This is a genomic window from Pseudomonas sp. ASL3, assembly GCF_056680425.1.
In genome coordinates, this window is the sequence record NZ_CM155281.1 from 5,324,661 (window position 1) to 5,351,419 (window position 26,759).

The following is a 26,759-nucleotide window of genomic DNA, read 5'->3' on the forward strand; positions in this document are numbered from 1 at the left end:
CCCTACTGTCTATTTTTTAACGCTTGAGTCGTCGCAAGGGCTCGGGTGGGAGTTTGCCATGAGCCTGCATGAAACCTTCGGTCAGCCGTTATTGACCTTCCCTGATGCGGAAAAAAGCCCGCTGAGTATCCGCGCCAAAGCCCTGGTGTTCGTCGACCCGCGTTCGCGCCAGTTGCGCGAAGAGCTGGAGCAACTCGCGCCGCGATCGTTGTCGGTACTCATCCGTGGCGAGACCGGCAGTGGCAAGGAACTGCTGGCCCGGCATATTCATCGCGCCAGTGACCGCGCAGGTTTATTCGTGTCAGTGAACTGCGGGGCGATCAGCCCGACCTATGCCGATGCCGAATTGTTCGGTTACGCCGCAGGCGCCCACAGCGGCTCGGCCAGCAGTCGGGCAGGGTGGTTCGGCTCGGCCAATGGCGGCACCTTGTACCTGGATGAGATTGGTGATTTGCCGTTGCCGATCCAGGTCAAGCTGCTTTCGGCGTTGGAAAACCACGAAGTGACCCGCGTCGGTGCCCAGCAACCCAGTCCAGTGGACGTGCGTCTGGTGGCGGCGACCAGCATTGACCTGGCGCAAGCCGTCGCGGTCGGGAAATTCAACGAGCGGCTGTATCACTACCTGAGCGAAGGTCGACTGGACTTGCCCGCGTTGCGCGAGCGGGTGGGCGATATTCTGTCATTGGCCGAATACTTTCTTGGCATCTACAGCCAGCGTTTGAGCCTGCCGGTGCCGCTGATCAGTGAGGCCGCGCAGCAGGTACTGGAATCGCACAGCTGGCCGGGCAATACCCGTGAACTGGAAAACGTCATTCACTTCGCGCTGCTGGTCAGCAGTGGCGATGAAATTCTCCCCGAGCACCTCAACTTACCCGACAGCGCAACACCGCTGGTGCAGATTGAACAACAGGTCCAGCGGCTGCTCGGCGATGCAAAGGTTGACCAACTCTTTGCACTGAAGCGTCTGCTGGAAATCGTAACTCTTCGTTTGGACCAGTCCCCGCATAGCGTATAAAGCCTTGTTTTACCGACGCTGCAGTTCTTGATGGGATGCAGCGTTTTTTTTCGTCCAAAAGATGGTATCGAAAATACCGTCAGTGATAGGCGAGCGATCTTACAAACCAAAAGCCGAATGCGCTGACGATTAACTATCAAGTTCGTATTGAATTTTGAATAAGTTAGCCGCTAAGCCGGCGGTGTATGACTTTTCATTTCCTCCGCTAGACAGACTTGAAAGTTTGAATCAGTCTGGTTTTCGAGAAGCGCAGCTGTCGGGTATTTTAATCAATGACGCTAGTTCGCGGTGAAGTCGCCGAAGTGTCTGCATTTCTCCAATAATTAATTTCAGTCAATTTATTCGGTATCGAGCAATAGATCTATTGCTTGATGAGGTTACCTGCATGAAACGTTTTTTAAAGGGTGTCACTGTCACTGGGGTATTGATGTTGGGAATGACCGGCGCTGCCTTCGCAGAAGAGACCGGTTCGACTGAATCGGGTTCGGGTAAAATCGGAACGCTCAAGTTATTCGGCAAGAAGGGCATCAATGACCCGAATACGTGTCAAATTCCCATGCAAATGGGTTCTTTTTCCTTGCGTCAGAACGGCGGTCGCTACGGCTGCAAAAATGATGAGTACTATTTTTTCAGCATCACTGGCGGTCAGCCAGGCACGGTCGTTACGTTCATGAATGCCGGGAATTGCAGTCATAAACAGTCCACGCACCAGTACCTGATTACGGGCGGGAAAGATGACGAGCTGAATATGACCTCACTTCCGCAGTTCGAACACAATGGAAGTAATGGCGAACTGGTGGAGGCCCATCTGGAAACGTATGGCAGCCCTAAGTCCGGCAGGCTGGACGGTCGACTCTCGTGCGTCGCTTTTAGCGCGTACTGATAACAACGCAGTATTTAAATTAACTTCAAGGAAGACAATTATGACTCATGCATCGAGTCCCCATCTCAAATGGGAAAATCTGCAGGTTTTCGCTGTTCAGTCTGCAACAGGCACTCCTCAGCTTTACGCCAACGGTCGACAACAGATCAAGTTGCTGGTCAAGATTCAGGCTGTGGACGTGAACGGGGATGCGGTTCCGCTCAGCCACACTGAATTGATCAGCCTGAAGCTCATTCAGTATTCGGGTAACCAACCTGTGCTCAATGAGGGGTCGCCGTATTCGCCGCTGAATAGCAATGAGTGGCGCTGGTCCTTGGTCCACAACTCGGATTTCAAATTCTATCCATTGGCTAATGGCGCGCGAACACCCACCATTGACCAGTCTGGCCCCGCCGAGCATGGGTACTTCAGGAACCTCTATGTGCGTACTAACAGCCTGGCGCCACTGCGGATCGCGTTGGAGCTGAAACGTGATGACGGCAAGCTATTCAGATCAAATAGCCCTGACATGGAAAATGGTTCGATGACACTGGAGCCGGTTGCACCTCGAATCTATCCCGCGTCTGATTATTCTTTCAAACGTGTAGTTATCAGCGGTGATCCAGATAGCCGAACGACGTTTGACGGCGTTGACTATTATCCGCTGAGTTTGATCGATAACGGCATTAATATTGAGTTCGACCCTTTTACTTTTTCGATAAGCCCCAGGGGTATTTACCGGTTCGACATTGCGCCGCGAAATCGAGGCAGTTACACCGGTTACACACTGCCGGGTGGCACAGTTTTTCTTTACAACGGTTTTCCTGCAGATGCTCCGCAAATGCTGGAGTCCAGGTTCAAGAAACCAGGTGGCGTTGCTGTGGTACATGTACGCCGGAATAAAATGCTGGCCACACCAGGCGTCAATACACCTGAAGGCCCAGCCGTGATCACGGCAATAGACATGTACGGTAACGAGCACAAGATAAATCTCCGATACCAAGGTAATGGGCGCAAGCTTCTGGAACTCTTCTGATCTCTCTTCACATAGCGCCTGGGTATCCAGGCGCTATTCAGCATTAGATAAATTATTGGATGATTTATGACTTCTCCTGCCACTGCGGGCATGCACTCCAATGCCTATAATTTTCTTGGTTTTATCAGCGCGGGTGTCGACCCGCGTACAGGGACTTACAGCTGTCGCGTCTCTGTCTCTGACCTGTTAGCCAATGCCTTGAGTGGCCCAGCGCTTCCTCTGGTACTGGCCTTCAACTCCCTGCAAGGTGAAAACATCGGTTTCGGGACCGGTTGGTCAATGCAACTGTCCAGTTACAGCCGCAAGACCCGAAAGCTGAACTTGTCCACGGGGGCGAGCTACCAGGCCGATGTGTCTGACGGTGCACTGTCGATTGCCGATAAAAAAATCAGGGACATCAAAACAACGAGACAGGGTAATGATCTGGTCATCGAACACAAGTCCGGTATTGTCGAAGTACTGAACAATCCGGGCTTGAGCTGGGATGAGTGGCTGGTGTCGAAGATTTACTCAGCCGAAGGGCGGGCGATTCGCTTGACCTACGGCATTCGTGCAGGGCGACGTTACTTGAGTGAAATCCACGACGAAACCCAGCGCCTGCTGCTGGTCGACGCTCAGGGCGGTTCATCAGCCGGTATTACATTGTGGCCGGACAGCCCTGAAAAGACGCTCAGGTTCAGGCTGTCGATTCAGAATGACGACTTGAAGAAAATCACGCTGCAACTGGACAGCAAAACCTCACTCCGCTGGCGTTTCGACTACCGCACCATTGATGGCATTCGACTCATTTCCGAGCTGCAGTTACCTACAGGCGGAATCGAACGGCTGCAATATAAGTCCTCGGCCCTGAGATTGCCTACGCGGGCGCCGATCAGTGCTTTGCCAGCGGTTTCTTCCCACACGGTCTATCCTCGCTCGAACCAACCGATGATTACGCGCGAGTACACCTACTCGTCAAACAACTATCTAGGTCACGGCTCGAATGCACCGTGGCGGGCCGAAGGCGACAATCTTTATCTGAGGCCAGGCAATTTCCAATACGAATCAACCGAAATGCTGATTCTGGGCAGCAGCGCGAGTCGACGTATCGTACGGCAGACCCGACGGGTCTATAACCGCTTCCATCTGCTGGTATCGGAAACCATCAATCAGAATGGCAAGGTGGTCAGTAAGAACACCAAATACCATGAGAAACCGGGGCTGACGTTCGATCAACAGCCTGCGAACTTCCAGCTTCCCCTGCACGGTGAGACGCGCTATTACGACACCGCCGCGCGCCAGATCCAGCGCAAGGAAGCCACACTCACCGAGTTCGATGATTACGGCAACCCACTCAAGAGGGTGTCGCCATCAGGTATCACGGAAATTTTCGAGTACTACCCCATCGGTGCGTCGGACGGATGTCCGGAGGATGCATTCGGCAAGGTTCGCTGGCTCAAGCAGAAAACCGTGCTGCCTGCATCGGATCGAGCCCCTGCGCAGGCCTTGACCACTCGCTATCGCTACACAGAATTGCCTTCGGCCAGTCCTGAGCGGGGCAGCTTTCTCGCGCTGGAGCAGGAGTCGGTGTTTGAGGGAGATGGCCAGGGTGAGCAACGTACACCGTTCATGATGATCACCCGGCAATACGAGCGAGACACTGCTAGCACCTTCTTCGGTCGTGTGACTCGTAAGACCGAGACCGTGCAGGGCATCGACACGGTATTCACTTACCGTTACGAACTGGCTGACGGGGTGTTGAAAACCCTTACGACGTTGCACGGCAACGGCGGCGTCAGTAGCCGCAAGTCTTCCTGGCAGCATGCGTTGACCGGACAGGAAATCAGAAATGAGGATCACTCCGGCGTCATGATCGAGACTGCCTATGATCGACTCGGACGAAAGGTCGCCGAGACAGTCGCGCCGAAAACGCCGAACCAAGCGCTCAAAACCTACGAATATCACTTGGCCGCCAAGTTGGGCGACACGGTGGAAACCTTGTTCGTCGACGCCAGCGGCGCAGCGACCCTCACCCGGCTCGATGGGTTGAGTCGTGAGCTGTTCGTCAAAGTCCAGGAGGTGGATCGCGAAGACAAGCCCATGCGTGGGGTTTACAGCGCGAACTATGATGGCCTTGGCCAACTCGTCGAAGAAATCCGCACCGACTGGCTGGACGGCGAGCCTCGCTCTCTGACCACCACACATCTGTATGACGACTGGGGTAATCGCACGGCGAGCGTCGGCCCGGACGGCGTACTGAACCATGACCGGCAGGACCCGATTTTGCTCACGCAAAGCCAATGGCGCGAGGGGGCGGGTAAAACCGTGACGACGAAAAATGTGTTCGGTAAGAACGACAGCGTTGAGCGCTTCGATCGTTTTGGCACGTCCTATGGCGTCACTCGTTACCTTTACGACGGTCTAGGGCGCTGTGTGCAAAAAACCGATCCGCAAGGCTACGTCACGCGGTTCACCTATGATTTCGCCGATCGCTTGCTGATCACTCAATTGCCCGACGGGACGCAGATCAAGAAGGACTACATTCAGCACAGTGTCGAAGACCTGCCGACCAGGATCTGGGTCAATGATTACCTGGCTGGCGAGCGGATCTACGATGGATTACTGCGTATAACCAGTGCGACGGTGGGAGGGCGCACCGAGACGTTCACCTTCGACGGCGCGCAGCCTAATCCCGCGACGCAGACGACATCGAGCGGTAACGTCATCGCGTTCAAATACGAGCCAGCGCTGAATAACCAGGTCATTCAAAGAGACGTCAGTGGCAACGACAATCTCTCTGCAAGATTCCGTTACGACAGTACTCATGCTGGTCTGATCCAGGCTTCGAGCCCTGGCAGTCAGCAGCAGCGAGACTACTTCCCATCGGGCAAACTCATGCGTGAGCATCTGGCCGAAGGAACCGCGCGCTTTCAGTCCGGCCATCAGTATTCGCTTAACGGCCTGCCGTTGACGTACACCGATGTCAACGGTCAACAACAGATCACCCGGTACGACGCGTTGTGCCGAGTGTCTGAGGTGGAGCAAGGGTTGATCAGGGCGACGTTCACGTACGACACGCTGGGCAGGGTGAGCCGGATCGAAGCGGTGGACACCCAGAGTCAGCGAACCTTCACTACAGGGCTCGACTATGACGATTTTGGTCGTGAAGTCCGACGGCTGCTGACGGTCGGCGATAACGAGCCTGAGGAGCTGATTCAGCGTTTCAATCAGAGCGACAAGCTGGTTCAGCGCACGCTCAGGCGCCACGGGGTGATCCTGCGTGATGAAACCTATGAATACGACGCACGCGGTCGTCTCGAACGTTATCAATGCGCTGGCCCGCACGCACCGGTCGATCCTTGCGGCAAGCTCATTCTGAGTCAGGTGTATGAATTCGATGCACTGGACAATATCCGTCAGTTGAAAACGATATTCGACGGCGGTGAGAACCTGGCGACGTATCACTACGACTATCCGGACAAAACCCAACTGAGTTGGGTGACCCATAGCCACCCGGACTATGCCGGGCAGATAGCGTCGTTCAAATACAACCGCGATGGCCACCAACTTAACGATGAGCGCGGTCGTCAACTTGTCTACGATGAACTGGGTCGTCTGGCGTCAGTCGAGGAGGTGCAGCCATGAGCCTGCCGACCGCGCGTACCGCTACGCTCATCAACTACCGCTACGACCCGCTGGACCGCTTGCTGGGTATTGACCCTTCGGGGCAATCGGCAAGCACGCTTTTTTATAGTAACGGTCGTATCGTCACAGAGATTCAGGCTGAGCAGCACTGCACCTTTTTCCAGCACGACAATCATTTGCTCGGCCACTCCCAGCACATCGGAAACACTGTAGAGAACACCTTGCTTGGGACTGACCAGCAGCGCAGCGTGTTGCAATCGGTCACATCCAAAGCTCGCCACGATGACGTCTACACGCCCCACGGCCATCGCTCGACGGGGGGCGGTTTGCACAGTCTGTTGGGTTTCAACGGTGAGCGGCCCGACCCGGTGACCGGTTGTTATCTGTTGGGTAACGGCTATCGCGCCTACAACCCAGTGCTGATGCGCTTTCACAGCCCGGACAGCCTGAGTCCGTTCGGCTCCGGCGGCGTAAACCCGTACGCGTACTGCCTGGGTGACCCGATCAATCTGTGTGACCCCTCTGGGCATTTCTCATGGAAATCGATTCTGGGCATCGTTATTACGTTGGCCTCGATCGCGGTGACGATCATTTCCCTGGGTACGTCGACACCCGTCACCGGGCCTGCGGCGGCAGGGGGGATCTCCTTGTCCACAGCAGCGGCCGTGATCGATATCGCGGCGGGAGTCGTCAGCATCGCCAGCACCATCGTTCAGGAGGTGGCGCCCGAGTCCAAGGCCGGTGCGATTCTCGGTTATGTAGGCATCGGGCTCAGTGTCGTGAAGGGCGGCGTGGGTAAGGCTGCGGAGCGCACGGCAGCCGAAGCCACGACGACTTTGGCGCGACAGGGTGCGATGAAAGTTACCAATGGCCAAGCGCTGAAAAGTATTATGGGCGTGGCCAAACTTGGCGCCGGGGCGCGAAACACGGTGGCCATCGAAGAGCGCCTGCGCAACGCCGAACAGATCGTGAGCGCTGCTGGTTATGCCCTCAAGGCATACGATGGCTTGGAGGAATATGTCATTCCGTACCTGACGGGTCCAAAACAAGAGGATTCGGGCAAGACCACAAGCACTCTGGACTCGGTTGTACACACCGCTTCCGAGGAGGGCTTGCAGTACGCCGCCAGCGAGTTCATTGCCGATTTCTTGACGATGGGTCAGAAGCGTATCGAGTTTATTCGCAAACTCGTTTGAGCGAATACCTACGGCCAGCCGTAACGCGCCATGGTGACCGGATGCCGCAAGCCAGGCACCTCGCAGCACGTCAGTGAGTGGCGACGCGATCCATCAGCACAAAAAAGCATAAGCAATCGTGTAAAAAATATTGTCATGGAATAAGAAAAATCGGTAATGTCCGCTCCACGCCGCTGATTCACTAGGTTTAACCTTGGTCAGCGGCCATTCATAGATAAGCCGTCGTTTGTGACGACCGCGATTTTCGCTAAGGACTCCGCATGAAAAAGACCTTGTTGTTGACTGCCCTCGCGGCCGCACTTTCGATTGGCCTGGCTCACGCCGGTGAAAAACTGGTCGTCGGCGCCACGCCTGTTCCTCACGCCGAGATTCTGGAGCTGATCAAGCCAGAGCTGGCCAAAGAAGGTGTGGACCTGGAAATCAAAGTCTTCAACGACTATGTGCAGCCGAACCTGCAGGTTTTCCAGAAGAAGCTTGATGCCAACTACTTCCAGACCAAGCCGTACCTGGAAGGCTTCAACAAAGGCAAGAGCGCTAACCTGGTGACCGTGGTCGGCGTTCACGTCGAACCGTTCGGTGGCTACTCGTCCAAGTACAAAACCCTGGCTGAATTGCCAGACGGCGCAACCGTTGCCATCCCTAACGAAGGCAGCAACGCCGGTCGTGCATTGCTGCTGCTGCAAAAAGCCGGTCTGATCACTCTGAACGATCCGACTGACGCACTGGCGACGCCTAAAGATGTGAAGACCAACCCCAAGCACCTGAAATTCAAGGAGCTGGAGTCGGCCATGCTGGCGCGCGCTTACAACCAGGTCGATCTGGACATGATCAACACCAACTACGCGCTGGAAGCCAAACTCAATCCTAAAAAGGATGCGTTGATTCTCGAAGGCGCCGATTCGCCTTACGTGAACTTCCTCGTGGCTCGTCCTGACAACGCCCACAGCGACGCGATCCAGAAGTTGGCCAAGGCGCTGACCAGCCCTGAAGTCAAAGCGTTCATTGCCAAGAAGTACGACGGCGCGGTACTGCCGGCGTTCTGATCTGATTTCAAGCGTTAATGTTTTTTACGCCGGCGGCTTTCATTAGCGTCGGCGTTTTTTATGGTCGTGAGGGGACTGATTTATTTTCAGCGCTTCATCGAAAATCAATCTGTCCCCGCTGTTGAGTGTGTTCAGCGATATACATATGCCTTAACGATATTTAAATTAAGTTTCTTATACCTATAAAGTTCTGACTCTTATTGCCAAGCACACTTGGAGTCGGAGTTCTCATGCCCGCAGCTTCCCTAGCTTCCTCATTTGTAAATGCAGCCAGCCAGGCGTTTGACGTACGTCCCTTCGCCGGAAAAGTGGGCGCGGAAATCGTCGGCCTGGATTTGTCCCGGCCACTCAATGACGCAGACTTCGCTCGTGTCCATCAGGCGCACCTGGATTTCCACGTCGTGGTGTTCCGCGACCAGCACATCACCCCGCAGCAGCAGATCGATTTCAGCCGACGTTTCGGCATCTTGCAAATCCACGTGCTCAAGCAATTCCTCCTGGCCAATCACCCGGAAATCCTCATCGTTTCGAACATCATCGAAGACGGTCAGCCGGTCGGTCTGGGCGATGCCGGCAAGTATTGGCACTCGGACTTGTCCTACAAGGAACTGCCGAGCCTGGGCTCGATGCTGCACGCTCAAGAGCTGCCCAGTGAAGGCGGCGACACGCTGTTCGCCAATCTGCACCTCGCTTGGGACACCTTGCCGCAAGCCCTGCGCGATGCCGTAGAAGGGCGCTCGGCGGTGCACTCCTACACCGCGCGCTACAACGAAGGCAAAAACGCCGCCAACTGGCGCCCGACCCTGACGCCCGAGCAGCTCGCGCAAGTCGCCGAAGTGACTCACCCGATCGTGCGTACCCATCCGGAAACCGGGCGCAAGGCACTCTTCGTCAGCGAAGGCTTCACCACCCGCATCGTCGGCCTGCCGGACGACGAAAGCCGTCAGCTGCTGGACGAAATTTACGCGCACAGCGTGAGCCCGGAGCATGTCTATCGCCATCAATGGCAGCCCCATGATCTGGTGTTCTGGGATAACCGTTCGCTGATCCATCTGGCCGCCGGTTGCCCGGCTGAACTGCGCCGCAAGCTGTACCGCACCACCATTCAAGGTGATGCGCCGTTCTGATCAGGGGAGCTGTTTCATGAATGCTGTTTTGCAAAGCCACACGGCTAGCAGCTCGACCGTGCAACAGGTCAATCAACCGACCGCCGAACCCTTGTTGCAGGTCCAGGGCGTGAGCCTGGAATACCGCACCCCTGAACGGGTGGTGCGGGCGACCCATCAAGTGAGTTTTGAAATCGACCCGGCAGATCGCTTCGTGTTGCTCGGCCCTTCGGGGTGCGGAAAATCCACGCTGCTCAAGGCTGTCGCCGGATTTATTCAGCCCAGTGAAGGACAGATTCGCCTGGCGGGCGTGCAGATCAAAGAGCCCGGCCCGGACCGGATCGTGGTGTTCCAGGAGTTCGACCAGCTGCCGCCGTGGAAAACCGTGATCCAGAACGTGATTTTTCCGCTGGTGGCATCACGCACCCTCAAGCGCCGTGAGGCTGAAGAGCGGGCGCGTTATTACCTGGACAAAGTCGGCCTGAGCGCCTTCGCCGATGCCTATCCGCACACCTTGTCCGGTGGCATGAAAGCGCGGGTGGCGATTGCCCGTGCCTTGGCTATGCAACCGAAAATTCTGCTGATGGACGAGCCCTTTGCTGCCCTCGATGCGCTGACGCGACGCAAGATGCAGGAAGAGCTGCTGGAGCTGTGGGAAGAGGTGCGCTTCACCTTGTTGTTTGTCACCCACTCCATCGAAGAAGCGCTGGTGGTCGGCAACCGGATTTTGCTGTTGTCGCCGCATCCGGGTCGGGTTCGTGCGGAAATCAACAGTCATCAATACGACCTGAACAGCCTCGGCGGCGTCGATTTTCAGCGCTCAGCCCAGCGCATTCATCACCTGTTGTTCGATGAGGGCGAGACCGAAGTGGTCGACCGTGAGCTGAGTTTTCAGGACATACGCATCGCGTATTGAAAATACAGAACCGCGATCTACTTCTGACACACCGCAGTCCTGTGGGAGCGAATTCATTCGCGAAGGCGTTGTGTCAGGCACCGATGATGTTGGATGTGCCGGCAAATTCGCGAATGAATTCGCTCCCACAGTGGATCGGTGTTTCGCCCAAATTGATCGTCACGGGGCACTAAACTCAAGAGAATTCAACCATGACCATCCGACCGGAATACGAAGTCACCCTGGAGCCTTTCACCCAAGAGGATCTGGCCCGTGACATCCCGCTGGCGCAGCGTATCTGGCAACTGAGCTGGGTGCGCAAGAGCGTGATTCTGATTGCCCTGGCGGTGATCTGGGAACTGGCCGCGCGCCTGCAAAACAATGACCTGTTGCTGCCGAGTTTTTTGCAGACCGCGGCGGCATTTACTGACGGCATCGCCAGCGGTGAATTGCTGGGCAAGGTGTGGATCTCCCTGACTGTGTTGGTCAAAGGCTACCTGATCGGCATCGTCCTCGCGTTCGGTCTGACGACGTTGGCAGTCTCGACGCAATTGGGTCGTGATCTGCTCAGCACCCTGACCGCGATGTTCAACCCGTTGCCGGCGATTGCGCTGTTGCCGCTGTCGTTGCTGTGGTTCGGCCTGGGTGAAAACAGCCTGATTTTCGTGCTGGTGCATTCGGTGTTGTGGGCGCTGGCGCTGAACACCTACGCCGGCTTTCTCGCGGTGTCTGAAACCCAGCGCATGGCAGGGCGCAATTACGGGCTCAAGGGCCTGCGCTTCGTCTGGTACATCCTGATTCCGGCTGCGCTGCCGTCGATTCTGGCCGGGCTGAAAATCGGTTGGGCGTTCGCCTGGCGCACGTTGATCGCGGCAGAGCTGGTGTTTGGTGCGTCGTCGGGGAAGGGCGGGTTGGGCTGGTACATATTCCAGAACCGAAACGAGCTGTACACCGACAAGGTATTTGCCGGATTGGCCGCCGTGATTCTGATCGGCTTGCTGGTAGAGAACCTGCTGTTCAACAACATCGAACGCCTGACCGTAAAACGCTGGGGCATGCAGCGCTAACCACACGCTATATGGACCGGACCACCGGACGTGTCGCCTTTTCATCACCTTCTTATTTATCGTGAGGATTTTATGGCCACTCTTTTCCAGCGTCCGGCGCTGACAACACTCGCTGCGGCGTTCGGCTTACTGGGTGCATTACTGAGCAGCAGCGCGCAAGCAGAAGGCAAAATTAGCATCGCCCAGCAATTCGGGATCGGTTATCTGATTCTCGATGTGGTGCGCGATCAGCAGTTGATCGAGAAGCACGGCAAACAGCAGGGCCTGGATATCAAAGTGGACTGGAACAGCATCTCCGGTTCCACCGCGATGAACGAAGCGCTACTGGCTGGCGCCCTCGACGTAGTGTCGGCGGGCTTACCGCCGATGCTGGTTCTTTGGGATCGGACCAAAGGCAAGCAGAACGTAAAAGCCATCGCCTCCCTCGGCTCGATGCCCAACTACCTGTTGACCAACAACCCGGACGTGAAAGCCCTGAAAGACTTCAGCGACAAGGACCGCATCGCTGTGCCTGCCGCTGGCGTTGGTTTCCAGTCGCGCACCTTGCAGATCGAAACCGCCAAGCAGTTCGGCGACGCCAACTTCAAGAAATTCGACGACATCTCCGTCAGCCTGCCGCACCCGGACGCCACTGCCGCGTTGATCGCGGGCGGTTCGGAAATCAACTCGCACTTCTCCAGCCCGCCTTTCCAGTATCAGGAGCTGGAAAACCCCAAGGTGCATAAAGTGCTGAGTTCCTACGACGTACTTGGCGGTCAGGCCACGTTCAACGTGCTCTACACCACCCAGAAATTCCACGACGAAAACCCCAAGACCTACAAAGCCTTCTATGACGCCCTGGCTGAAGCCGAGCAAATCATCAAGGCCGACAAACCCGCCGCCGCCCAGATCTACGTCCGCGTAGAGCAATCGAAACTGCCACTGGCCCTCGTCGAAAAAATCGTCGCCGACCCGGAAATCGACTTCACCATCACCCCCCAGCGCACCTACCTCTACGCCAGCAAACTGCAGGCGCTTGGTGTGCTGAAAAACAAGGCCGACAGCTGGAAGGACTACTTCTTTGAAGAGGTGCATGGGACGCCGGGTAGCTGATAGCTGATAGCTGATAGCTGGATGGCTGGATGGCTGGATGGCGCGGTGTATCAGGCACACTGCGTAAAGCCATTCGCAGGCAAGCCTGCGATCCAGACGGCGCGGTGTGCCAGACACACCGCTATCGCGGGCAAGTCCGCTCCACAGGATCGGCGCTAATCCTGTGCGACCAATTTAGGGTGTTATAAATACTTCAATGTTGGCCAGTTGGATGGGTGAAACAGGGATTTGCCTGATGTGTTTTGAGTCTGGGCTACTTCCATTTCTGAACGTCAAACTCAGATTAGTAACCCCCGCTGGAACGGCTACTTTCACCGCGCCGCCATACACTTCCCACTTCGGGCCTACTATCACGATCTCTGGGTGGAAGTAGGTCCCATCCAATGTTGCTCCCATAAAGAGCAGTGAGGCCAAGGCCGAGTCAGACGTATGATCAGGCGCAAGGCGGACACTGAATCTCATCCCTAAGTTAAAGGGTTCAGTGGGTGTTGGTAGTTTGAAAATCTGCTGGATAGAAGTGCCTGGAATCAAGTACGCACTGTAGCCAGCTTTATATTTTTCGAATGTTATTCTTGTTTCATTATCAGATGTCCAAGGGGAAAGTCGCTGATGGGCGAAATCCCCGTTGGTGATGAGGTTGGCGGCTTTGCTTTCCATGTTGGTTTTCTCCTTGTGAAATTGAGTCATCACAGAAAAACCATAACGCCTTTATCTGGGGTCGGATACTGTCAGAAATGACAGGTGCCGATAAACGGTCGGACAGGCAAACCGTTCTGAATCCTTCGCAGGCAAGCCTGCTCCCACAGTAGATGCGGTCTGTTGTGAGAGCAGGTCTGCAACGATTACGTCCGGAACCGCTTGACCAAACCATCCAGTTCCTTCGAAAACCCGGCCAGGCTTTGCGAGTCCTGCTGGGCTGAGTTGGCCAGTTCGGCGACCAATTGCGCATCGCCATGAATCTGGCTGATGTGCCGGTTGATGTCTTCGGCCACGTGATGCTGTTCTTCCGCTGCCGTAGCGATTTGCGTGTTCATATCGCGGATCACATCCACCGACTCACGAATCTGACCGAAACTGCTGCGCGCCAGCCCAATGCGGCTCACTGACTGCTGCGACACTTCGATGCTGGCGTGCATCCGCTGAGTGACCTGGCTGGTGCGTTTGGCCAGGTTGCCGAGCAGGCCGTCGATCTCCGCAGTGGAGTCAGCGGTGCGTTTGGCCAGAGCCCGGACTTCATCAGCGACCACTGCGAAACCGCGGCCTTGCTCACCGGCGCGGGCGGCTTCGATAGCGGCGTTCAAGGCCAGCAGGTTGGTCTGCTCGGCGATGGAACGGATGGTGCCGAGAATCGATTGGATGTCATTGCTGTCGCGTTCCAGCTGTTGCATCGATTGCGCTGACTGTTCGATTTCCTGGCTCAGTTGGTCAACGCTTTGCACCGCGGCATCAATCTGCTGCTGACCTTCACGCGCCTGGTTTTGACCGCTGTCGGCCGATTCGGCGGCCTGGCTGCAAGAGCGTGCGACTTCGTTGGCGGTTGCGACCATTTGGTGGAATGCCGTGGAGACCATGTCGACGGTTTCGCGCTGGCGTTCGGCGGCTTTGGCCATGTCGTTGGAGACTTGGGTCGAGCTGTGAGACGTCGCAAGGATATGGGTCGCGGACTGGCCGATGCTCTGGATCAGGCTGCGGATAGCGCCGAGGAATTGGTTGAACCAGTTGGCCAGTTGCGCGGTTTCATCACTGCCACGGACTTGCAGGTTTTGGGTCAAATCACCTTCGCCTTGGGCGATGCCTTCCAGGCCGCTGGCGACACTGCGGATCGGCCGCACAATCAGACTGGCGAAGCTGGCTCCCACGACGGCGAAGATCAGCGCCAGAACGGCCGCAATAATCGCGATCAGCCACGTCAGTTGAGTCGCCGAACTCATGACCTCTTGCTGTTTGATCAGCCCGATAAACGTCCAGCCCAACTGCTCCGACGGCCAAACGTTGGCCATGTAGCGTTCGCCGTTCAGCTCGACCTCAACCAGGCCTTTGCCGGCCTTGGCCAGGTCTGCGTAACCGTCGCCGAGGCTCCCGAGGGCCTTGAAGTTATGCTCCGTCTGCTTCGGGTCGACCAGCACGGTGCCGTTGTTTTCCATCAACATCAGATAGCCGGTTTCACCGAGCTTGATCTGTTTGACGATCTCGGTGAGTTGTTTGAGTGTGACGTCGATACTGACGACGCCACCGATGGTGCCCAATTTGTTGGTGATCGTGTGCACGGTGCTGACATACGTCGCGTTATCGGCGGCCCAATAGTAGGCGTCGGTCCGCACGGCTTTGCCGGGGTTGGCCAGGGCAGCCTTGTACCAGGGACGCTGGCGCGGGTCGTAGTTGGTCAGCGTCTGATCGTCTGGCCAAGAAACGTAACCACCCGCGCTGGTGCCCAGAATCGCGTAGGCATAAGACGGATGACTGGTGCCAAGGCTTTCGAGAAGCCCGAAGACCTGTTTATCCATTTCGCCCGGAGGAATGCTCGTCGCGTTGGCGCTGGCGTAGCTCTTGAGACTGTCGTCACTGTTTTTAATCAGTGGCTGGGTGGCCAGGTAGTCGACGTTCTGGCTGATACCGTCGAAGAACAGCTGCATGGCATTGTTGACTTGGCGGATCTCGCGAGCACTCCCATCGACGAAATCAGTCCGTGCCGCGCTGCGCAGATTTAACACCACCAGCGTGGCGACCAGTACAACCGGCAAGCAGGCGATGATTGCAAACGCCCACGTGAGTTTCTGTTTAATGTTCATCCGCGCTCCAGATTTTTCTTGTAAGGCCACGTAGTGCTGATGACTCGCGGAATAAAGGCAGCTGCAAATCCATTACGGTGTTTTCAATTAATGTGTTCGAAAACGTTATCTTCCTGTGATCGCATCGGCTGCGGGCCTGGAAAATGAAGCGCATGCGGGAAAAAAATCCAGTATCGACTCAAACCTTACGCCACACACTCGCCAGCCACGGTTGTAGCTCGCGCGGCAGGCCGGCGGGGCGGTAGTAGTGTTCGAGTTCGTTGAAGCCTGCGGCATTGAGTAAGTCGCGCCATGCTTCCAGGTCGTGGTACGCGCCGTAGCGATCGCCGTTCCAGCCTTCCTGGTTCTCGCCCCGTGGGTTGGAGCTGAAGAGTACGCCGCGTGGTTTCAACGCCCCATGCAGTTCGCGCAAGACCCGTGGCAGTTCCTGGCTCGGCACATGGAACAGCACGGCGTTGGCGAAGATGCCGTCGAACCGTTCGGCGGGCAGGTCCAATTCGAGGAAGTTCTGCTGCAAAACCTCGCAACCGGTTTCGGTACGGGCCATTTCGGCGAAGCGTTCGGCGCCGTCGAGACCCACCGCGATATGGCCCATGGCGCTGAAGGTTTTCAAATCACGGCCCGGACCGCAGCCGAAATCCAGAATCTGCAACGGCGCGGACCCTTCGATATGCCGCAACAGTGCGGCAATGTTCTGGCTGACGTCGTGGTCCCGGGTGCCTGTGCGAAAGTCGTCGGCCACTTCGTTGTAGTGGCCGACGGTGGTGGCGGTGATCTGTGCGAGGTCCTGCGGGTTGAGTTTCATGACGGGTCTTTCTGGGCGTGGGTAAGCCGTGAATATACCCCCGCTCAGGGTTTGTTCAATCGTTCAGCGGTTGTTTAAGCGCTTAACGTTTGTTCAAGACTTGCGCCAGCCGATCGCCGCCAAACTGGATCACCGCGACCAGCACCACCAGCAATACAATCACGGTCAGCATCACCTGACTGTCGAAGCGCTGGTAACCGTAGCGATAGGCGATGTCACCCAGCCCGCCCGCACCGATGGCGCCGGCCATGGCCGACGAATTGATCATGGTCACCAGCGTGATAGTGAACCCGCCAACGATGCCTGGCAGCGCCTCGGGCAGCAGCACATGCCAGACGATGTGCCAGCGCCGGCAACCCATGGCTTGTGCGGCTTCGATCAGACCATGGTCGACCTCACGCAGGCTGACTTCGGCGATGCGCGCAAAGAACGGCGTCGCGGCGATGGTCAGCGGCACCACGGCGGCCCACACACCGTAGGTGGTACCGACGATCAGCCGGGTGAAGGGGATCAGCGCGACCATCAGAATCAGAAACGGAATCGAGCGGAACAGATTGACGAAGCCGCCGAGCAGGCGATTCAGATTCGGCGCTTGATAGATCCCGCCTTTGCTGCTGGTAACCAGAATCACCGCCAGCGGAATGCCCAACAGCAAGGCAATCAATGAGGAAACACCGACCATCAAAAACGTATCGATGACGCCCTGAAGCAATCGATCAAACCACATAACCCAATACCTCCGCGCGTTGTGCCAGTGTGCGGGCGCGGCTGAGAAGTTCTTCGCGACCGTGGGGTGAGTTGGCGACGGAGATCACCAGATGCCCAAGCGCGTGGCCCTGGATGCGCTCGACACCGCCCTGCAACAGGCTGATCCGCCCGCCGAGGGTATTGAACAGCGCGGCCAGGTCCGGCTCTTCGCCGCTGATACCAGTGAAATGCAGATCGAGCACCAGCGCGGCATCCCGTTGCTGCGGCTGGGGTTTCAAGCGCGCTTGCAAGTCCTCGGGCAACCCGTGTTGCAGCGGTGCCAGCAAGGTTTTGCTGACCTCGTGCCGAGGGTTGCCGAACACTTGCCAGACCGGGCCATACTCGACGACCTGACCCTGCTCAAGGACCACCACGCGGTCGCAGATGTCGCGGATCACCGCCATTTCATGGGTGATCAGAATGATCGTCAGGCCCAGCCGTTGATTGATCTCACGCAGCAGACCCAGGATAGATTGCGTGGTCTCCGGGTCCAGCGCCGAGGTGGCTTCGTCGCACAGCAGAATCGCCGGGTCATGGACCAACGCGCGGGCAATCCCGACGCGCTGTTTTTGGCCGCCGGACAGCTGCGCCGGGTAGGCCTTGTGCTTGTCATGCAGGCCGACCAGCTCCAGCAGTTCGGTGACTTTGCGTTGGCGCTGTTCCCGCGGTACACCCGCGACCTTGAGCGGCAATTCGACGTTCTGCCACACGGTCTTGGCCGACATCAGATTGAAGTGCTGAAAGATCATGCCGATGCGTCGACGCAGCTGCACCAGGTGGTCTTCGTTGAACTCACCGATGTCCACCTGATCGATCAATACCCGGCCGCTGCTCGGCCGCTCTAGCCGGTTGATGGTGCGGATCAGCGACGACTTGCCGGCACCGCTGCGGCCGATGATGCCGAACACCTCGCCACGCTGGATCGCCAGATCGATGTTCTGCAGTGCGTCCACCGGACCGTGCTGGCTGTCGTAGGTTTTGCCCAGGTTTATGAAGCGTACATGGGCGCGGTTCAAGTCCGGGTGCAGCGCGGTCGTGGTCGCGTTGGGCGGCTCAAGGGTCAGTCGGCGTTGGGCGGTTGCGCTCATGTTCAACTTTCCCAACCGGCTTGGTAGAGCTTGCCGTGGGCTTTATCCAGGGCGGCGCGAACAACCGGTGAGTGCTGGTAAATGTCGACGAATTTGGCCAGACGCGGGTCGTCTTTATTCTCTGGCTTGATCACAAACTGGATCACGTATTCCTTGTGATCCAGACCGTCGAACAGCAACGCAGAACCGGCATCGAAAGTCTTCGCCAGACGGATATAGGCCGGGTAGCCCTGCACCAGATCGGCGTCATCGTAGGCGCGGACCAGTTGCACGGCTTCGACCTGAATCAGTTTGATTTTTTTCGGGTTGGCGGTGATGTCTTCTTCGGTGGCCTTGTAGCCGACACCGGGTTTGAGGGTGATCAGCCCGGCTTTGGCCAGCAGTTGCAGGCCGCGTCCGCTGTTGATCGGGTCGTTGGCGATGGCCACAGTGGCGCCGGTGGGCAGCTCATCGAAGCTTTTGTACTTCTTCGAGTACAACCCGACATTGTTGATGATCCCAGGCGCGTAAGGCACCAGATGGAAGCCGGCTGCGGCGTTGGCGTTTTCCAGGAAGGGGACGTGCTGGAAATAATTCACGTCGATATCACCGGCAGCGAGGCTCACATTCGGTGCGATCCAGTCGCTGAACTCCACCAGCTCGACCTTCAGGCCTTGCTTGGCAGCTTCTTCGACGGCCGCTTCCAGCGGGATGGAAAAGGCAGCGGTGGTGCCGACTTTGAGGGGTTTGTCGTCGGCATAACTGTTGAGGGTGAAAAGCGCGAGGGCCAGGGTGATGAGGGTTTTGGTCATGGGTGTGTTCCTGAAATATGGGTGGTGTCAGTTAGGCCGTCATCGCGGGCAAGCGCGCTCCTACAAGGGGATCGCGTATTACTTGTAGGAGCGCGCTTGCCCGCGATCGACCGCGCAGCGGTCGCAGCATCATTCAGATACATACCGATACCCCGACCCTGCATGCGTCTCCGGCAACCGCGTACCCTCACGAAACAACTTCTCCCGCAAACTGCCGCTGTCATAAGCGGTTTTATAAGAGCCACGGCGTTGCAATTCCGGAATGACCAGATCGATAAAGTCGACATAACTCTCCGGGGTCACGGTGCGGGTCAGGTTGAAGCCGTCGAGGCCGGTTTCGGCGATCCAGGATTCCAGTTCATCGGAGATCTGTTCAGGTGAGCCGATCAGGGTGATATAGCGCCCGCCCAGTGCGTGTTGATCGAGCAATCGGCGGCGGGTCCAGTCGTTGTTTTTCAGGTTTTTGGTTGCTGACTGGATGGCGTTGTTTTTCACGTATTGAATCGGCTCGTCCAATTCGTATTCAGCGAAGTCGATCCCGGTCGAGGCAGCAAAATGTGCGACACCGGCTTCGGCGCTGGCGTATTCCTGATACTCCCGCTGTTTGGCGCGCGCCAGTTCCTCGGTCGTGGCGACGATCACGTTCAGGCCCATGAACACCTTGATGTCCTCGGGATTGCGCCCCGCTGCCTTGGCGCTTTCGCGAACCTTGTCCACTTGCTCGCGGGTCGCGGCCTTGTTCTGTCCGCTGATGAACACGCACTCGGCATGGCGCCCGGCGAACTGCAAGCCGCGCTCGGAACTGCCCGCTTGAAACAACACCGGCGTGCGCTGGGGCGAGGGTTCGCAGAGGTGATAACCCTCGACCTGATAGAACTCGCCCTTGTGGTGAACCTTGTGCACTTTTTCCGGCTGGGCATAGACCCGTTGCTGGCGGTCATTGAGCACCGCGTCGTCTTCCCAGCTGCCTTCCCAGAGCTTGTACAGCACCTCCAGGTACTCGTCGGCCTGATCGTAACGACGGTCATGTTCGACCTGCTCGTTCAGACCCATGGCCTTGGCTGCGCTGTCCAGATAACCGGTGACGATGTTCCAGCCAACCCGGCCACGGCTAAGGTGGTCGAGGGTCGACATGCGTCGGGCGAACAGGTACGGCGCCTCGTACGTGAGGTTGGCGGTCAAGCCGAACCCCAGATGTCTGGTGACCGCCGCCATGGCCGATACCAGCAGTAACGGGTCGTTGACCGGCAGTTGGATCGACTCTCTGAGCGGCACGTCCACCGAGTTTTGATACACGTCGTACACGCCGACGATGTCGGCGATGAACAAACCATCGAACAGACCGCGCTCCAATAGCTGCGCCAGTTCGGTCCAGTATTCGAGGGTCTTGTACTCAGTGGAGTTGTCCCGTGGGTGCGTCCACAGGCCATGGTTGATATGGCCGATGCAGTTCATGTTGAACGCGTTGAGCAGGATTTTTTTCTTGGCCATCAGATGGTCCCCCGTAGCGGCGGGTTTTCATCGTTGAGGTAGTAGTTGCCGATGGCGTGGAATTTCCAGCGCACCGGATCGTGCAGGGTATGCACGCGGGCGTTTCGCCAATGACGGTCGAGACCATGCTCGGCCAGGGTCGCCTGACTGCCGGCCAATTCAAACAAGGTGCTGCCCGCCGCGAGGGAAACTTCAGTGCTGATGGCGCGCGCTTCGGCCACCGCAATCGACGCGGCGGCAACGTTTTCGGCGCTGCTGTCAGCCTGAGCGCGATCCAGGAATTCAGCCGAACGTTCCAGCAGCGCTTCGGCGGCGTGCAGGCGAATCCCGAGCTTGCCAACGCTGTGCAGGGTCAAGGGATCGTCCACGGCTTTTTCGATGCCGGAATCTATCCATGGCCGGGTGCGGGTGCGGACGAAGTGCAGGGCGTCTTCGTAGGCGGCGCGGGCGATGCCGGTGTCGATGGCGGCGTGGAGAATCTGCGCCAGCGGGCCCACGGTGGTCGGGCGTTCGAAAGCACTCTGGAAGGGCACCACGTCATCGGCGCTGACAAACACATTGTCGAACACCACCGAACCGCTGCCCGTGGTGCGCTGACCGAAGCCGCTCCAGTCGTCGATCACGGTCAGGCCAGCGCTGTCGCGCGGGACGAAGGCCAGTTGCTGCATGCCCTGATCGTCCACGACCGAGGTCGGAATGCGCTGCGCATACAGCGCACCGGTCGAGTAGAACTTGCGGCCGTCGATGCGATAACCGTCACCGTCACGGCTCAAGCGAGTGGTGCGGTCGTGGGCGGTTTTGGTACCCAGTTCCGCCAGCGCGTTGCCGAAGCGTTGACCGGCCAGTACCTCCGCGTACAGACGTTTTTGCTGTTGAGCGCTGCCATTCACGCGCAGCACTTCAAGGGCATAAAAATGGTTCTGCGGGATCTGCCCGAGGGACGCATCGGCCTCGGCGATCAGTTGGATGACCTTGGCCAGCGTGACGTTGGAAACCCGGGCGCCGCCGAAGGTTTTCGGCACGCTGATGCCCCACAGGCCGGAGCGGGAAAACAGTTCCAGTTCAGCATCGGGCAGGCGTCGTTCGCGGTCACGCAGGGCGCTGTCGCGTTTGAACTGTTCAGCCAGCTCGGAGGCCACTTGCAGGGCCTGGGCGTCGTTGTCGATCACTGCCGCCGTTGGGCGCAGGGAAGATAAAAGGCTCATACGTTCTCCAGAGGACTGGTCAAATCCAGGAATGGCGGGCGGGCAGGGTGCCGTTCAGGTGGTAGGCGCCGACGGCGTGGTATTTCCAGCGCACCGGGTCATGGAGGGTGTGAACACGAGCGTTGCGCCAGTGGCGGTCGAGGTTGAACTCGGCCAGGGTGGCGCGGCTGCCGGCCAGTTCGAACAGCTTTTCGCTGGCGAGCAGGGAAATTTCCGTGGTCAGGACTTTGGCTTCTGCGACGGCAATCGAGGCGCGGGCTGCCGAGGCGGCATCCACGGGCGCAGCGTTGACCTCATCCAGCACTTGGCCGGCCTTGCGCAGCAGCGCTTCGGCGGCGTGCAATTCAAGTTTCAACTTGCCGATGTCAGCGATCACGTACAGATCGTCACTGGCTCGCTCGACCTTGGCGTCGATCCACGGGCGCGAACGTTCGCGGACAAACCGGATGCTGTCGTCGATGGCTTCGCGAGCGATCCCGGCGTCAATGGCCGCCTGAATCAATTGCGAAACCGCACCCTGAATATTCGGCGTCAGGGCCAGACGCCAGTTCTCGACGACGTGCTCGGCTTCCACCCGCACGTTATTGAGCAGCACCGTGCCGCTGGCCGTGGTGCGTTGGCCGAAGCCGGACCAGTCATCGACGATGCGCAAACCCGGCGTGCCACGTTGAACGAATGCCAGCACTTGCTGACCGTCTTCGTTCAACGCCTTGACCGCAACCCAATGGGCGAACAATGCGCCGGTGGAATAAAACTTCTGGCCGTTAAGGACGAACCGGTCGCCCTCGGCGGTGACCCGCGCCTTGATATCCAGGGTGTTTTTAGTGCCGCGCTCAGGCCCGGCATTACCGATGCGCCAACCGTTCAGCACGCTTTGAAACAGCTGCTTCTTTTGCGCTTCATTGGCGCTACCCAGCAGCGAATTCAGGATGCCGAACTGGTTCTGCGGGATCTGCCCCAGCGCCGGATCGGCGGCGGAAATGATCTTGAACACCTCAGCGATGGTCACGAATGACACCTGCGGGCCGCCGTATTCACGGGGGACGGAAATACTGCCCAGCCCGCTGCGAGTGAAGTGTTCGATTTCCGCCCATGGCAGCTTGCGCTGACGATCACGTTGCGCCGCATGCTGGCGTGCGAGCTCGGCCAGTTCATAGGCGGCGGTGATGGCCTGGGCGTCGTTGCTTAATACCTTCGCTGGCAACAGCAGCGGGGGGATGTCCAGATCGCTCTGGAGAGGTGTAGCCGCCAAGTCGGACATCAGCGCCGCTCCTTGGCTGCACGCAATGCCCGGGCGGTCTGCACGGGGGTGATGATGAAAATGACCATTCCAAACCTCACATCGACATAGGCCGCTGCTGCCTGTTGAAAGCTGCGGCGAAAACAAACTGACGGTGGTCCGGTGGTCCGGTCTATATACCCTAAGCGTGTATAAAAATTAAATAAACTTCATTTTTGGAATAAGAATAGAAGAGACGGTGTGCCTCCCTGCCCTTTGTCGTTCAAAGGTTTACTGTGCTGACTCTAAGGGCGCGTGGCGGGGCCCAGCGTGAGTTATTGCCGACCTGATCGATGATGCAATAAGTGACTTCCAGTTGTTCGTCTTCCCCGGCTTCCCGGATCAACGTCGGCGGAACGTTCAAGGTGATGGGTTTGCCGACATCCTTGGCATTGATGGCCGGCAGGTCCATGCGCAGGTCTCCCCAGCGCAGGGTGATTTCATCCTTGGCGGCCATGTTTTGATAGGCCTCGATGGTCAGCGCCACGCCATGCCGCAGCTGTTTGGCCGTCAGCCCGTGCCGCAACAACGTGTCCGGCACCGCCAGTGGCGCGAGGCGCTGATTTTCTTCCGTGCCCGGATCGGTGGGGTATCCGCCGGGGCATTCGAGTTTGATCAATACATCCTTGCCGGGTGAAAGGGACGGGGTGCTGCCGACTTTCTGGACCTGGTACCAGGTTCTGACCGTGCCGCTTTGCAGAAAGCTTTCGGGTACACGCAGGGCGACGGACTGGCCGACGTCAGCGGCTGTCAGCAGCTTTGACGCAACGTAACAGCCGCCCCAGAACAACTCGATCAGGTCACCTTCATCCATCGCGGGATAAGGTTTGATACTCACCGTAAGATGAGCGGCTGCATTGACGCCGACACCGTGTTTATTTGCTTGGGGCAGGGAAGGGGCGAACAGTTTGATTCGATTGAAAGTCGGGGTCGCATGGGTCATGTCAGAAACTCCTTATTACCAGCGGCCAAGTCAGTTGCGCCGCGTGATAGTCCTCTATTGAAGGGTGTTATTGGGCAATAGGGACTAGCTAATGGCGGATGGAAAAGGGAGTCAAGGACGGGGAAAGGCAAAACGGGCAGGCGGCAAAGGAATCAGATCGGTCCTACGTTCAGGCAATCGGTGGGGACTTTGATAGCCGCATTGAGTCCTACACAGATCAGCAAGGCCGAAACAAAAACAGCGCCTGATAGGCGCTGGTTTTATGGATGCCCGACACGTCGTCAGGTGCGGCTTCGTTCCAGAAACTGACGGGTACGCTCTTCCCGAGGGTTGGCAAACAGTGCTTTGGCTTCCCCTTGCTCGACGATCACGCCCTTGTCGATAAAGATCACCCGGTTGGCGACGTCCCGCGCAAAACTCATCTCGTGGGTGACGATGACCATGGTGCGCTTCTCTTCCGCCAGGGCGCGGATGGCCGTCAACACTTCACCCACCAGCTCCGGGTCCAGGGCTGAGGTGGGTTCATCGAACAGAATCACTTCAGGCTCCATGGCCAAGGCACGCGCAATCGCGACCCGTTGCTGCTGGCCGCCGGACAATCGCCGTGGGTACGAGTCCTCCTTACCGGCCAGACCGACCTTGGCGAGCAGCTTGCGCGCCAGAACGTCCGCCTGCGCGCGTGGCATCTTTTTCACCACCAGCGGGCCTTCCATCACGTTTTCCAGCGCGGTGCGATGGGGGAACAGATTGAAGTTCTGAAAGACGAACCCGACATGCTGGCGCAGTTGCCGGATCAAACCCTGTTGCTGGTTCAGCGGGCGATTGCCATCGACCTTGATGTCGCCGACGATGATCTTGCCGCTGGTGGGTTCTTCGAGAAAGTTGAGGCAGCGTAACAGGGTGGTTTTACCCGAACCGCTGGGGCCGATGATCGCCACGACTTCGCCGGCGTCGACGGTCAAATCGATGCTGTTGAGCACCGTTTGCCCTTTGAATTGTTTGGTCAGTTTTTCAACCACGATCATGCTTCAAGACTCCTGATCATGTCGGTTGACCCTTGCTTCAAGACCGTGCTGCAGGTGTGCGAGCAGGCTGGCGAGAATCCAGTAGATCAGGGCGGCGGACAGGTACATGGTGAACACTTCGAAGGTTCGCGCGGTGATCAACTGCGCCTGACGGAACAGCTCAGGCACCTGAATGGTGGCCGCCAATGCGGTGTCCTTGACCAGCGAAATGAAGCTGTTGCCCAACGGCGGCAAGGCAGTTCGCGCCGCTTGCGGCAGGATCGCCCGACGCATGGTTTGCGCACGGGTCATGCCGATGCTGGCCGCGGCTTCCCATTGGCCGCGATCCACTGCACCGATGGCCGCACGCAGAATCTCGCAGGCATACGCGGCCATGTTTAGGGAAAAGCCGATCAACGCGGCAGGCAAGGGGTCCAGTTCGATCCCCAGTTGCGGCAGACCGTAATAGATCACGAACAGCTGGACGAGCAGCGGCGTGCCGCGAAAGAACGACACGTACACCCGCGCAATGCCGCTCACCAGCTTGAGGCGCGACAAGCGCATCAAGGCCAGGGCGAAGCCTAGCAACAAGCCGAAGAACATTCCGCCCAGACTGAGAATGACGGTGTAATACGCGCCCTTCAGCAAGAAGGGCGCGGAGTCCAGCGCTAGCTTGAGACTCTCTTCAATCATTTGGTCACGTCAGAGCCAAAGTACTTCTGTGACAGCTTGGTGAGCGTACCGTCGGCACGCAGCTTGTCGATGGCGGCGTTGATCGCAGAGACCAGCTCAGGCTCGCCTTTGCGTATCGCGATACCGGCTTCCTGACGGGAGAACGGTGCACCGGAGGCGGCCAGCTTGTCGCCAGTTTTCTTGACCATTTCCAGAGCGGCCAGACGGTCGACAAGGATCGCGTCGGTACGACCAGACATCAAATCCTGGAACTTGGTTGGGTCATCGTCGTAGGTTTTGACAATAGCGCCCGGCACGTTTTCCTTCAGCCATTGCTCGTAGTTGGTGCCCAGACCGACGCCGACTTTCTTGCCGGTCAGCGATTCAGGCGTCGGGAACTTGCCGGCGTCTTTCTTGCCGGTCATCGCTTGAATCCCGGAGATGGTGTAGGGCTCGGAGAAGTCGTACTTCTTTTTACGCTCTTCGGAGATGGTTACCTGGTTGATCACCACGTCGAGACGCTTGGATTCCAGGGCCGCGAGGATGCCGTCCCATTTGGTCGGTTGCAGTTTGGCCTTCACGCCCAGCTCTTTGGCCAAGGCTTCGGAGAACTCGACTTCGAAACCGGCGAGCTTGCCGTCTTCACCGACAAAGCTGAATGGCGGGTAGGTGCCTTCCAGGCCGACGTTGATCGTGCCGCTGCTTTTGATTTTTTGCAGTTGGTCGCCAGCGACGGCTTGCCCGATCAGGCTGGAGCCGAGCACAAGGCTCAAAGTAGAAAGAAGAAAAGTCCGGCGAATGACAGCAATGTTCATGACGAGCCCCTTATTTTGTTTTGAATGTCAGGCAAGAATCAGACCCAACGAAAGCTACTGCGGCCTTGAAACTTTATCCAGCTATTTCAGGCGGCCTTATTCCATTCGTGATCCTTCACGGGCGTGACTATAGGGGTCGCCATATATGAATTAAAATACTAAAAAATAATCTGTATATTTCTAATTAGAATATA

General features: G+C 57.6%; 23 protein-coding genes and 1 pseudogene. 10 read left to right on the forward strand and 14 right to left on the reverse strand.

From position 1 onward, the window contains the following. The first annotated feature begins 58 nt into the window (after positions 1 to 58). The 10 genes from AC1MEE_RS24400 to AC1MEE_RS24445 all read left to right on the forward strand — a co-directional run bounded on the left by AC1MEE_RS24400 (position 59) and on the right by AC1MEE_RS24445 (position 12,936). Complete coding sequence (locus AC1MEE_RS24400) at positions 59 to 1,015, forward strand: sigma 54-interacting transcriptional regulator (protein ID WP_480412071.1); 957 nt, start codon at positions 59 to 61, stop codon at positions 1,013 to 1,015. Between the two features lie 385 nt (positions 1,016 to 1,400). Further along, positions 1,401 to 1,898 (forward strand): hypothetical protein, encoded by a 498-nt coding sequence (locus tag AC1MEE_RS24405; protein WP_480412072.1) that lies wholly within the window; start codon positions 1,401 to 1,403, stop codon positions 1,896 to 1,898. Positions 1,899 to 1,938: 40 nt separating this feature from the next. Next, on the forward strand, positions 1,939 to 2,913 hold the full coding sequence (locus AC1MEE_RS24410; protein WP_480412073.1) for a hypothetical protein: 975 nt from the start codon (positions 1,939 to 1,941) through the stop codon (positions 2,911 to 2,913). 66 nt (positions 2,914 to 2,979) lie between these two features. Next, entirely contained in the window at positions 2,980 to 6,537 is a 3,558-nt protein-coding gene (locus AC1MEE_RS24415; protein WP_480412074.1) for an RHS repeat domain-containing protein, read from the forward strand. Continuing rightward, positions 6,534 to 7,733: an RHS repeat-associated core domain-containing protein gene (locus AC1MEE_RS24420; protein ID WP_480412075.1), complete on the forward strand. Its 1,200-nt coding sequence runs from the start codon at positions 6,534 to 6,536 to the stop codon at positions 7,731 to 7,733. The genes AC1MEE_RS24415 and AC1MEE_RS24420 overlap by 4 nt, the downstream gene beginning before the upstream one ends. A 260-nt stretch (positions 7,734 to 7,993) precedes the next feature. Next, positions 7,994 to 8,776 carry a MetQ/NlpA family ABC transporter substrate-binding protein gene (locus AC1MEE_RS24425; protein ID WP_480412076.1) on the forward strand — a complete coding sequence of 261 codons (783 nt, stop codon included), beginning with the start codon at positions 7,994 to 7,996 and terminating at the stop codon, positions 8,774 to 8,776. 230 nt (positions 8,777 to 9,006) lie between these two features. Then, positions 9,007 to 9,903, forward strand: a complete 897-nt coding sequence (locus tag AC1MEE_RS24430) for a TauD/TfdA dioxygenase family protein (RefSeq protein WP_480412077.1) — start codon at positions 9,007 to 9,009, stop codon at positions 9,901 to 9,903. A 16-nt stretch (positions 9,904 to 9,919) separates the two neighbouring features. Then, a complete protein-coding gene (locus AC1MEE_RS24435) occupies positions 9,920 to 10,798 on the forward strand; it encodes an ABC transporter ATP-binding protein (protein WP_480412078.1) in 879 nt (292 codons plus the stop codon). 191 nt (positions 10,799 to 10,989) lie between these two features. Next, a complete protein-coding gene (locus AC1MEE_RS24440) occupies positions 10,990 to 11,844 on the forward strand; it encodes an ABC transporter permease (RefSeq protein WP_480412079.1) in 855 nt (284 codons plus the stop codon). 72 nt (positions 11,845 to 11,916) lie between these two features. Further along, positions 11,917 to 12,936, forward strand: coding sequence for an ABC transporter substrate-binding protein (locus tag AC1MEE_RS24445; RefSeq protein ID WP_480412080.1), 1,020 nt, complete (start codon positions 11,917 to 11,919; stop codon positions 12,934 to 12,936). A 174-nt stretch (positions 12,937 to 13,110) separates the two neighbouring features. Here the strand turns inward: AC1MEE_RS24445 and AC1MEE_RS24450 are convergent, their stop codons facing one another. The 14 genes and pseudogenes from AC1MEE_RS24450 to tcyJ all read right to left on the reverse strand — a co-directional run bounded on the left by AC1MEE_RS24450 (position 13,111) and on the right by tcyJ (position 26,565). Next, positions 13,111 to 13,593, reverse strand: a complete 483-nt coding sequence (locus AC1MEE_RS24450; protein WP_480412081.1) for a hypothetical protein — start codon at positions 13,591 to 13,593, stop codon at positions 13,111 to 13,113. Positions 13,594 to 13,778: 185 nt separating this feature from the next. Next, on the reverse strand, positions 13,779 to 14,546 hold the full coding sequence (locus AC1MEE_RS24455; RefSeq protein WP_480416330.1) for a methyl-accepting chemotaxis protein: 768 nt from the start codon (positions 14,544 to 14,546) through the stop codon (positions 13,779 to 13,781). Between the two features lie 90 nt (positions 14,547 to 14,636). Continuing rightward, a pseudogene (locus tag AC1MEE_RS24460) lies at positions 14,637 to 15,725 on the reverse strand (cache domain-containing protein); the annotation flags it as partial. Between the two features lie 178 nt (positions 15,726 to 15,903). After that, positions 15,904 to 16,530 (reverse strand): class I SAM-dependent methyltransferase, encoded by a 627-nt coding sequence (locus tag AC1MEE_RS24465; RefSeq protein WP_480412082.1) that lies wholly within the window; start codon positions 16,528 to 16,530, stop codon positions 15,904 to 15,906. A gap of 82 nt (positions 16,531 to 16,612) precedes the next feature. Next, a complete protein-coding gene (locus tag AC1MEE_RS24470; protein ID WP_480412083.1) occupies positions 16,613 to 17,257 on the reverse strand; it encodes a methionine ABC transporter permease in 645 nt (214 codons plus the stop codon). Next, positions 17,247 to 18,365, reverse strand: a complete 1,119-nt coding sequence (locus tag AC1MEE_RS24475; RefSeq protein WP_480412084.1) for a methionine ABC transporter ATP-binding protein — start codon at positions 18,363 to 18,365, stop codon at positions 17,247 to 17,249. The genes AC1MEE_RS24470 and AC1MEE_RS24475 overlap by 11 nt, the downstream gene beginning before the upstream one ends. A gap of 2 nt (positions 18,366 to 18,367) precedes the next feature. After that, the gene (locus tag AC1MEE_RS24480; protein ID WP_480412085.1) at positions 18,368 to 19,156 is read right to left on the reverse strand and encodes a MetQ/NlpA family ABC transporter substrate-binding protein; all 789 of its coding nucleotides are present in this window, start codon (positions 19,154 to 19,156) and stop codon (positions 18,368 to 18,370) included. A gap of 129 nt (positions 19,157 to 19,285) precedes the next feature. Continuing rightward, complete coding sequence (locus AC1MEE_RS24485; protein WP_480412086.1) at positions 19,286 to 20,647, reverse strand: LLM class flavin-dependent oxidoreductase; 1,362 nt, start codon at positions 20,645 to 20,647, stop codon at positions 19,286 to 19,288. Beyond that, positions 20,647 to 21,852: an SfnB family sulfur acquisition oxidoreductase gene (locus tag AC1MEE_RS24490; protein WP_480412087.1), complete on the reverse strand. Its 1,206-nt coding sequence runs from the start codon at positions 21,850 to 21,852 to the stop codon at positions 20,647 to 20,649. The genes AC1MEE_RS24485 and AC1MEE_RS24490 overlap by 1 nt, the downstream gene beginning before the upstream one ends. A gap of 19 nt (positions 21,853 to 21,871) precedes the next feature. Next, the gene (locus AC1MEE_RS24495; protein WP_480412088.1) at positions 21,872 to 23,113 is read right to left on the reverse strand and encodes an SfnB family sulfur acquisition oxidoreductase; all 1,242 of its coding nucleotides are present in this window, start codon (positions 23,111 to 23,113) and stop codon (positions 21,872 to 21,874) included. Between the two features lie 241 nt (positions 23,114 to 23,354). Further along, positions 23,355 to 24,074, reverse strand: coding sequence for a hypothetical protein (locus AC1MEE_RS24500; protein ID WP_480412089.1), 720 nt, complete (start codon positions 24,072 to 24,074; stop codon positions 23,355 to 23,357). Positions 24,075 to 24,355: 281 nt separating this feature from the next. Beyond that, complete coding sequence (tcyN, locus tag AC1MEE_RS24505; protein ID WP_480412090.1) at positions 24,356 to 25,099, reverse strand: L-cystine ABC transporter ATP-binding protein TcyN; 744 nt, start codon at positions 25,097 to 25,099, stop codon at positions 24,356 to 24,358. Between the two features lie 3 nt (positions 25,100 to 25,102). Beyond that, positions 25,103 to 25,768, reverse strand: a complete 666-nt coding sequence (tcyL, locus tag AC1MEE_RS24510) for a cystine ABC transporter permease (RefSeq protein ID WP_480416331.1) — start codon at positions 25,766 to 25,768, stop codon at positions 25,103 to 25,105. Then, entirely contained in the window at positions 25,768 to 26,565 is a 798-nt protein-coding gene (gene tcyJ, locus AC1MEE_RS24515) for a cystine ABC transporter substrate-binding protein (protein WP_480412091.1), read from the reverse strand. Before tcyJ ends, tcyL begins: the two co-directional genes overlap by 1 nt. Positions 26,566 to 26,759 lie beyond the last annotated feature (194 nt).

What these genes read in the sequence shown, in the direction of transcription:
- AC1MEE_RS24420 (WP_480412075.1), top strand. Translation starts at nt 6,534, where the DNA reads ATGAGCCTGCCGACCGCGCGTACCGCTACGCTCATCAACTACCGCTAC.
- AC1MEE_RS24490 (WP_480412087.1), bottom strand. Translation starts at nt 21,852, where the DNA reads ATGAGCCTTTTATCTTCCCTGCGCCCAACGGCGGCAGTGATCGACAAC.
- AC1MEE_RS24500 (WP_480412089.1), bottom strand. Translation starts at nt 24,074, where the DNA reads ATGACCCATGCGACCCCGACTTTCAATCGAATCAAACTGTTCGCCCCT.
- AC1MEE_RS24465 (WP_480412082.1), bottom strand. Translation starts at nt 16,530, where the DNA reads ATGAAACTCAACCCGCAGGACCTCGCACAGATCACCGCCACCACCGTC.
- AC1MEE_RS24415 (WP_480412074.1), top strand. Translation starts at nt 2,980, where the DNA reads ATGACTTCTCCTGCCACTGCGGGCATGCACTCCAATGCCTATAATTTT.
- AC1MEE_RS24445 (WP_480412080.1), top strand. Translation starts at nt 11,917, where the DNA reads ATGGCCACTCTTTTCCAGCGTCCGGCGCTGACAACACTCGCTGCGGCG.
- AC1MEE_RS24410 (WP_480412073.1), top strand. Translation starts at nt 1,939, where the DNA reads ATGACTCATGCATCGAGTCCCCATCTCAAATGGGAAAATCTGCAGGTT.
- AC1MEE_RS24400 (WP_480412071.1), top strand. Translation starts at nt 59, where the DNA reads ATGAGCCTGCATGAAACCTTCGGTCAGCCGTTATTGACCTTCCCTGAT.
- AC1MEE_RS24425 (WP_480412076.1), top strand. Translation starts at nt 7,994, where the DNA reads ATGAAAAAGACCTTGTTGTTGACTGCCCTCGCGGCCGCACTTTCGATT.
- AC1MEE_RS24430 (WP_480412077.1), top strand. Translation starts at nt 9,007, where the DNA reads ATGCCCGCAGCTTCCCTAGCTTCCTCATTTGTAAATGCAGCCAGCCAG.
- AC1MEE_RS24480 (WP_480412085.1), bottom strand. Translation starts at nt 19,156, where the DNA reads ATGACCAAAACCCTCATCACCCTGGCCCTCGCGCTTTTCACCCTCAAC.
- AC1MEE_RS24455 (WP_480416330.1), bottom strand. Translation starts at nt 14,546, where the DNA reads ATGGCCAAAGCCGCCGAACGCCAGCGCGAAACCGTCGACATGGTCTCC.
- AC1MEE_RS24435 (WP_480412078.1), top strand. Translation starts at nt 9,920, where the DNA reads ATGAATGCTGTTTTGCAAAGCCACACGGCTAGCAGCTCGACCGTGCAA.
- AC1MEE_RS24495 (WP_480412088.1), bottom strand. Translation starts at nt 23,113, where the DNA reads ATGTCCGACTTGGCGGCTACACCTCTCCAGAGCGATCTGGACATCCCC.
- AC1MEE_RS24470 (WP_480412083.1), bottom strand. Translation starts at nt 17,257, where the DNA reads ATGTGGTTTGATCGATTGCTTCAGGGCGTCATCGATACGTTTTTGATG.
- AC1MEE_RS24475 (WP_480412084.1), bottom strand. Translation starts at nt 18,365, where the DNA reads ATGAGCGCAACCGCCCAACGCCGACTGACCCTTGAGCCGCCCAACGCG.
- AC1MEE_RS24485 (WP_480412086.1), bottom strand. Translation starts at nt 20,647, where the DNA reads ATGGCCAAGAAAAAAATCCTGCTCAACGCGTTCAACATGAACTGCATC.
- tcyJ (WP_480412091.1), bottom strand. Translation starts at nt 26,565, where the DNA reads ATGAACATTGCTGTCATTCGCCGGACTTTTCTTCTTTCTACTTTGAGC.
- AC1MEE_RS24450 (WP_480412081.1), bottom strand. Translation starts at nt 13,593, where the DNA reads ATGGAAAGCAAAGCCGCCAACCTCATCACCAACGGGGATTTCGCCCAT.
- tcyN (WP_480412090.1), bottom strand. Translation starts at nt 25,099, where the DNA reads ATGATCGTGGTTGAAAAACTGACCAAACAATTCAAAGGGCAAACGGTG.
- AC1MEE_RS24405 (WP_480412072.1), top strand. Translation starts at nt 1,401, where the DNA reads ATGAAACGTTTTTTAAAGGGTGTCACTGTCACTGGGGTATTGATGTTG.
- AC1MEE_RS24440 (WP_480412079.1), top strand. Translation starts at nt 10,990, where the DNA reads ATGACCATCCGACCGGAATACGAAGTCACCCTGGAGCCTTTCACCCAA.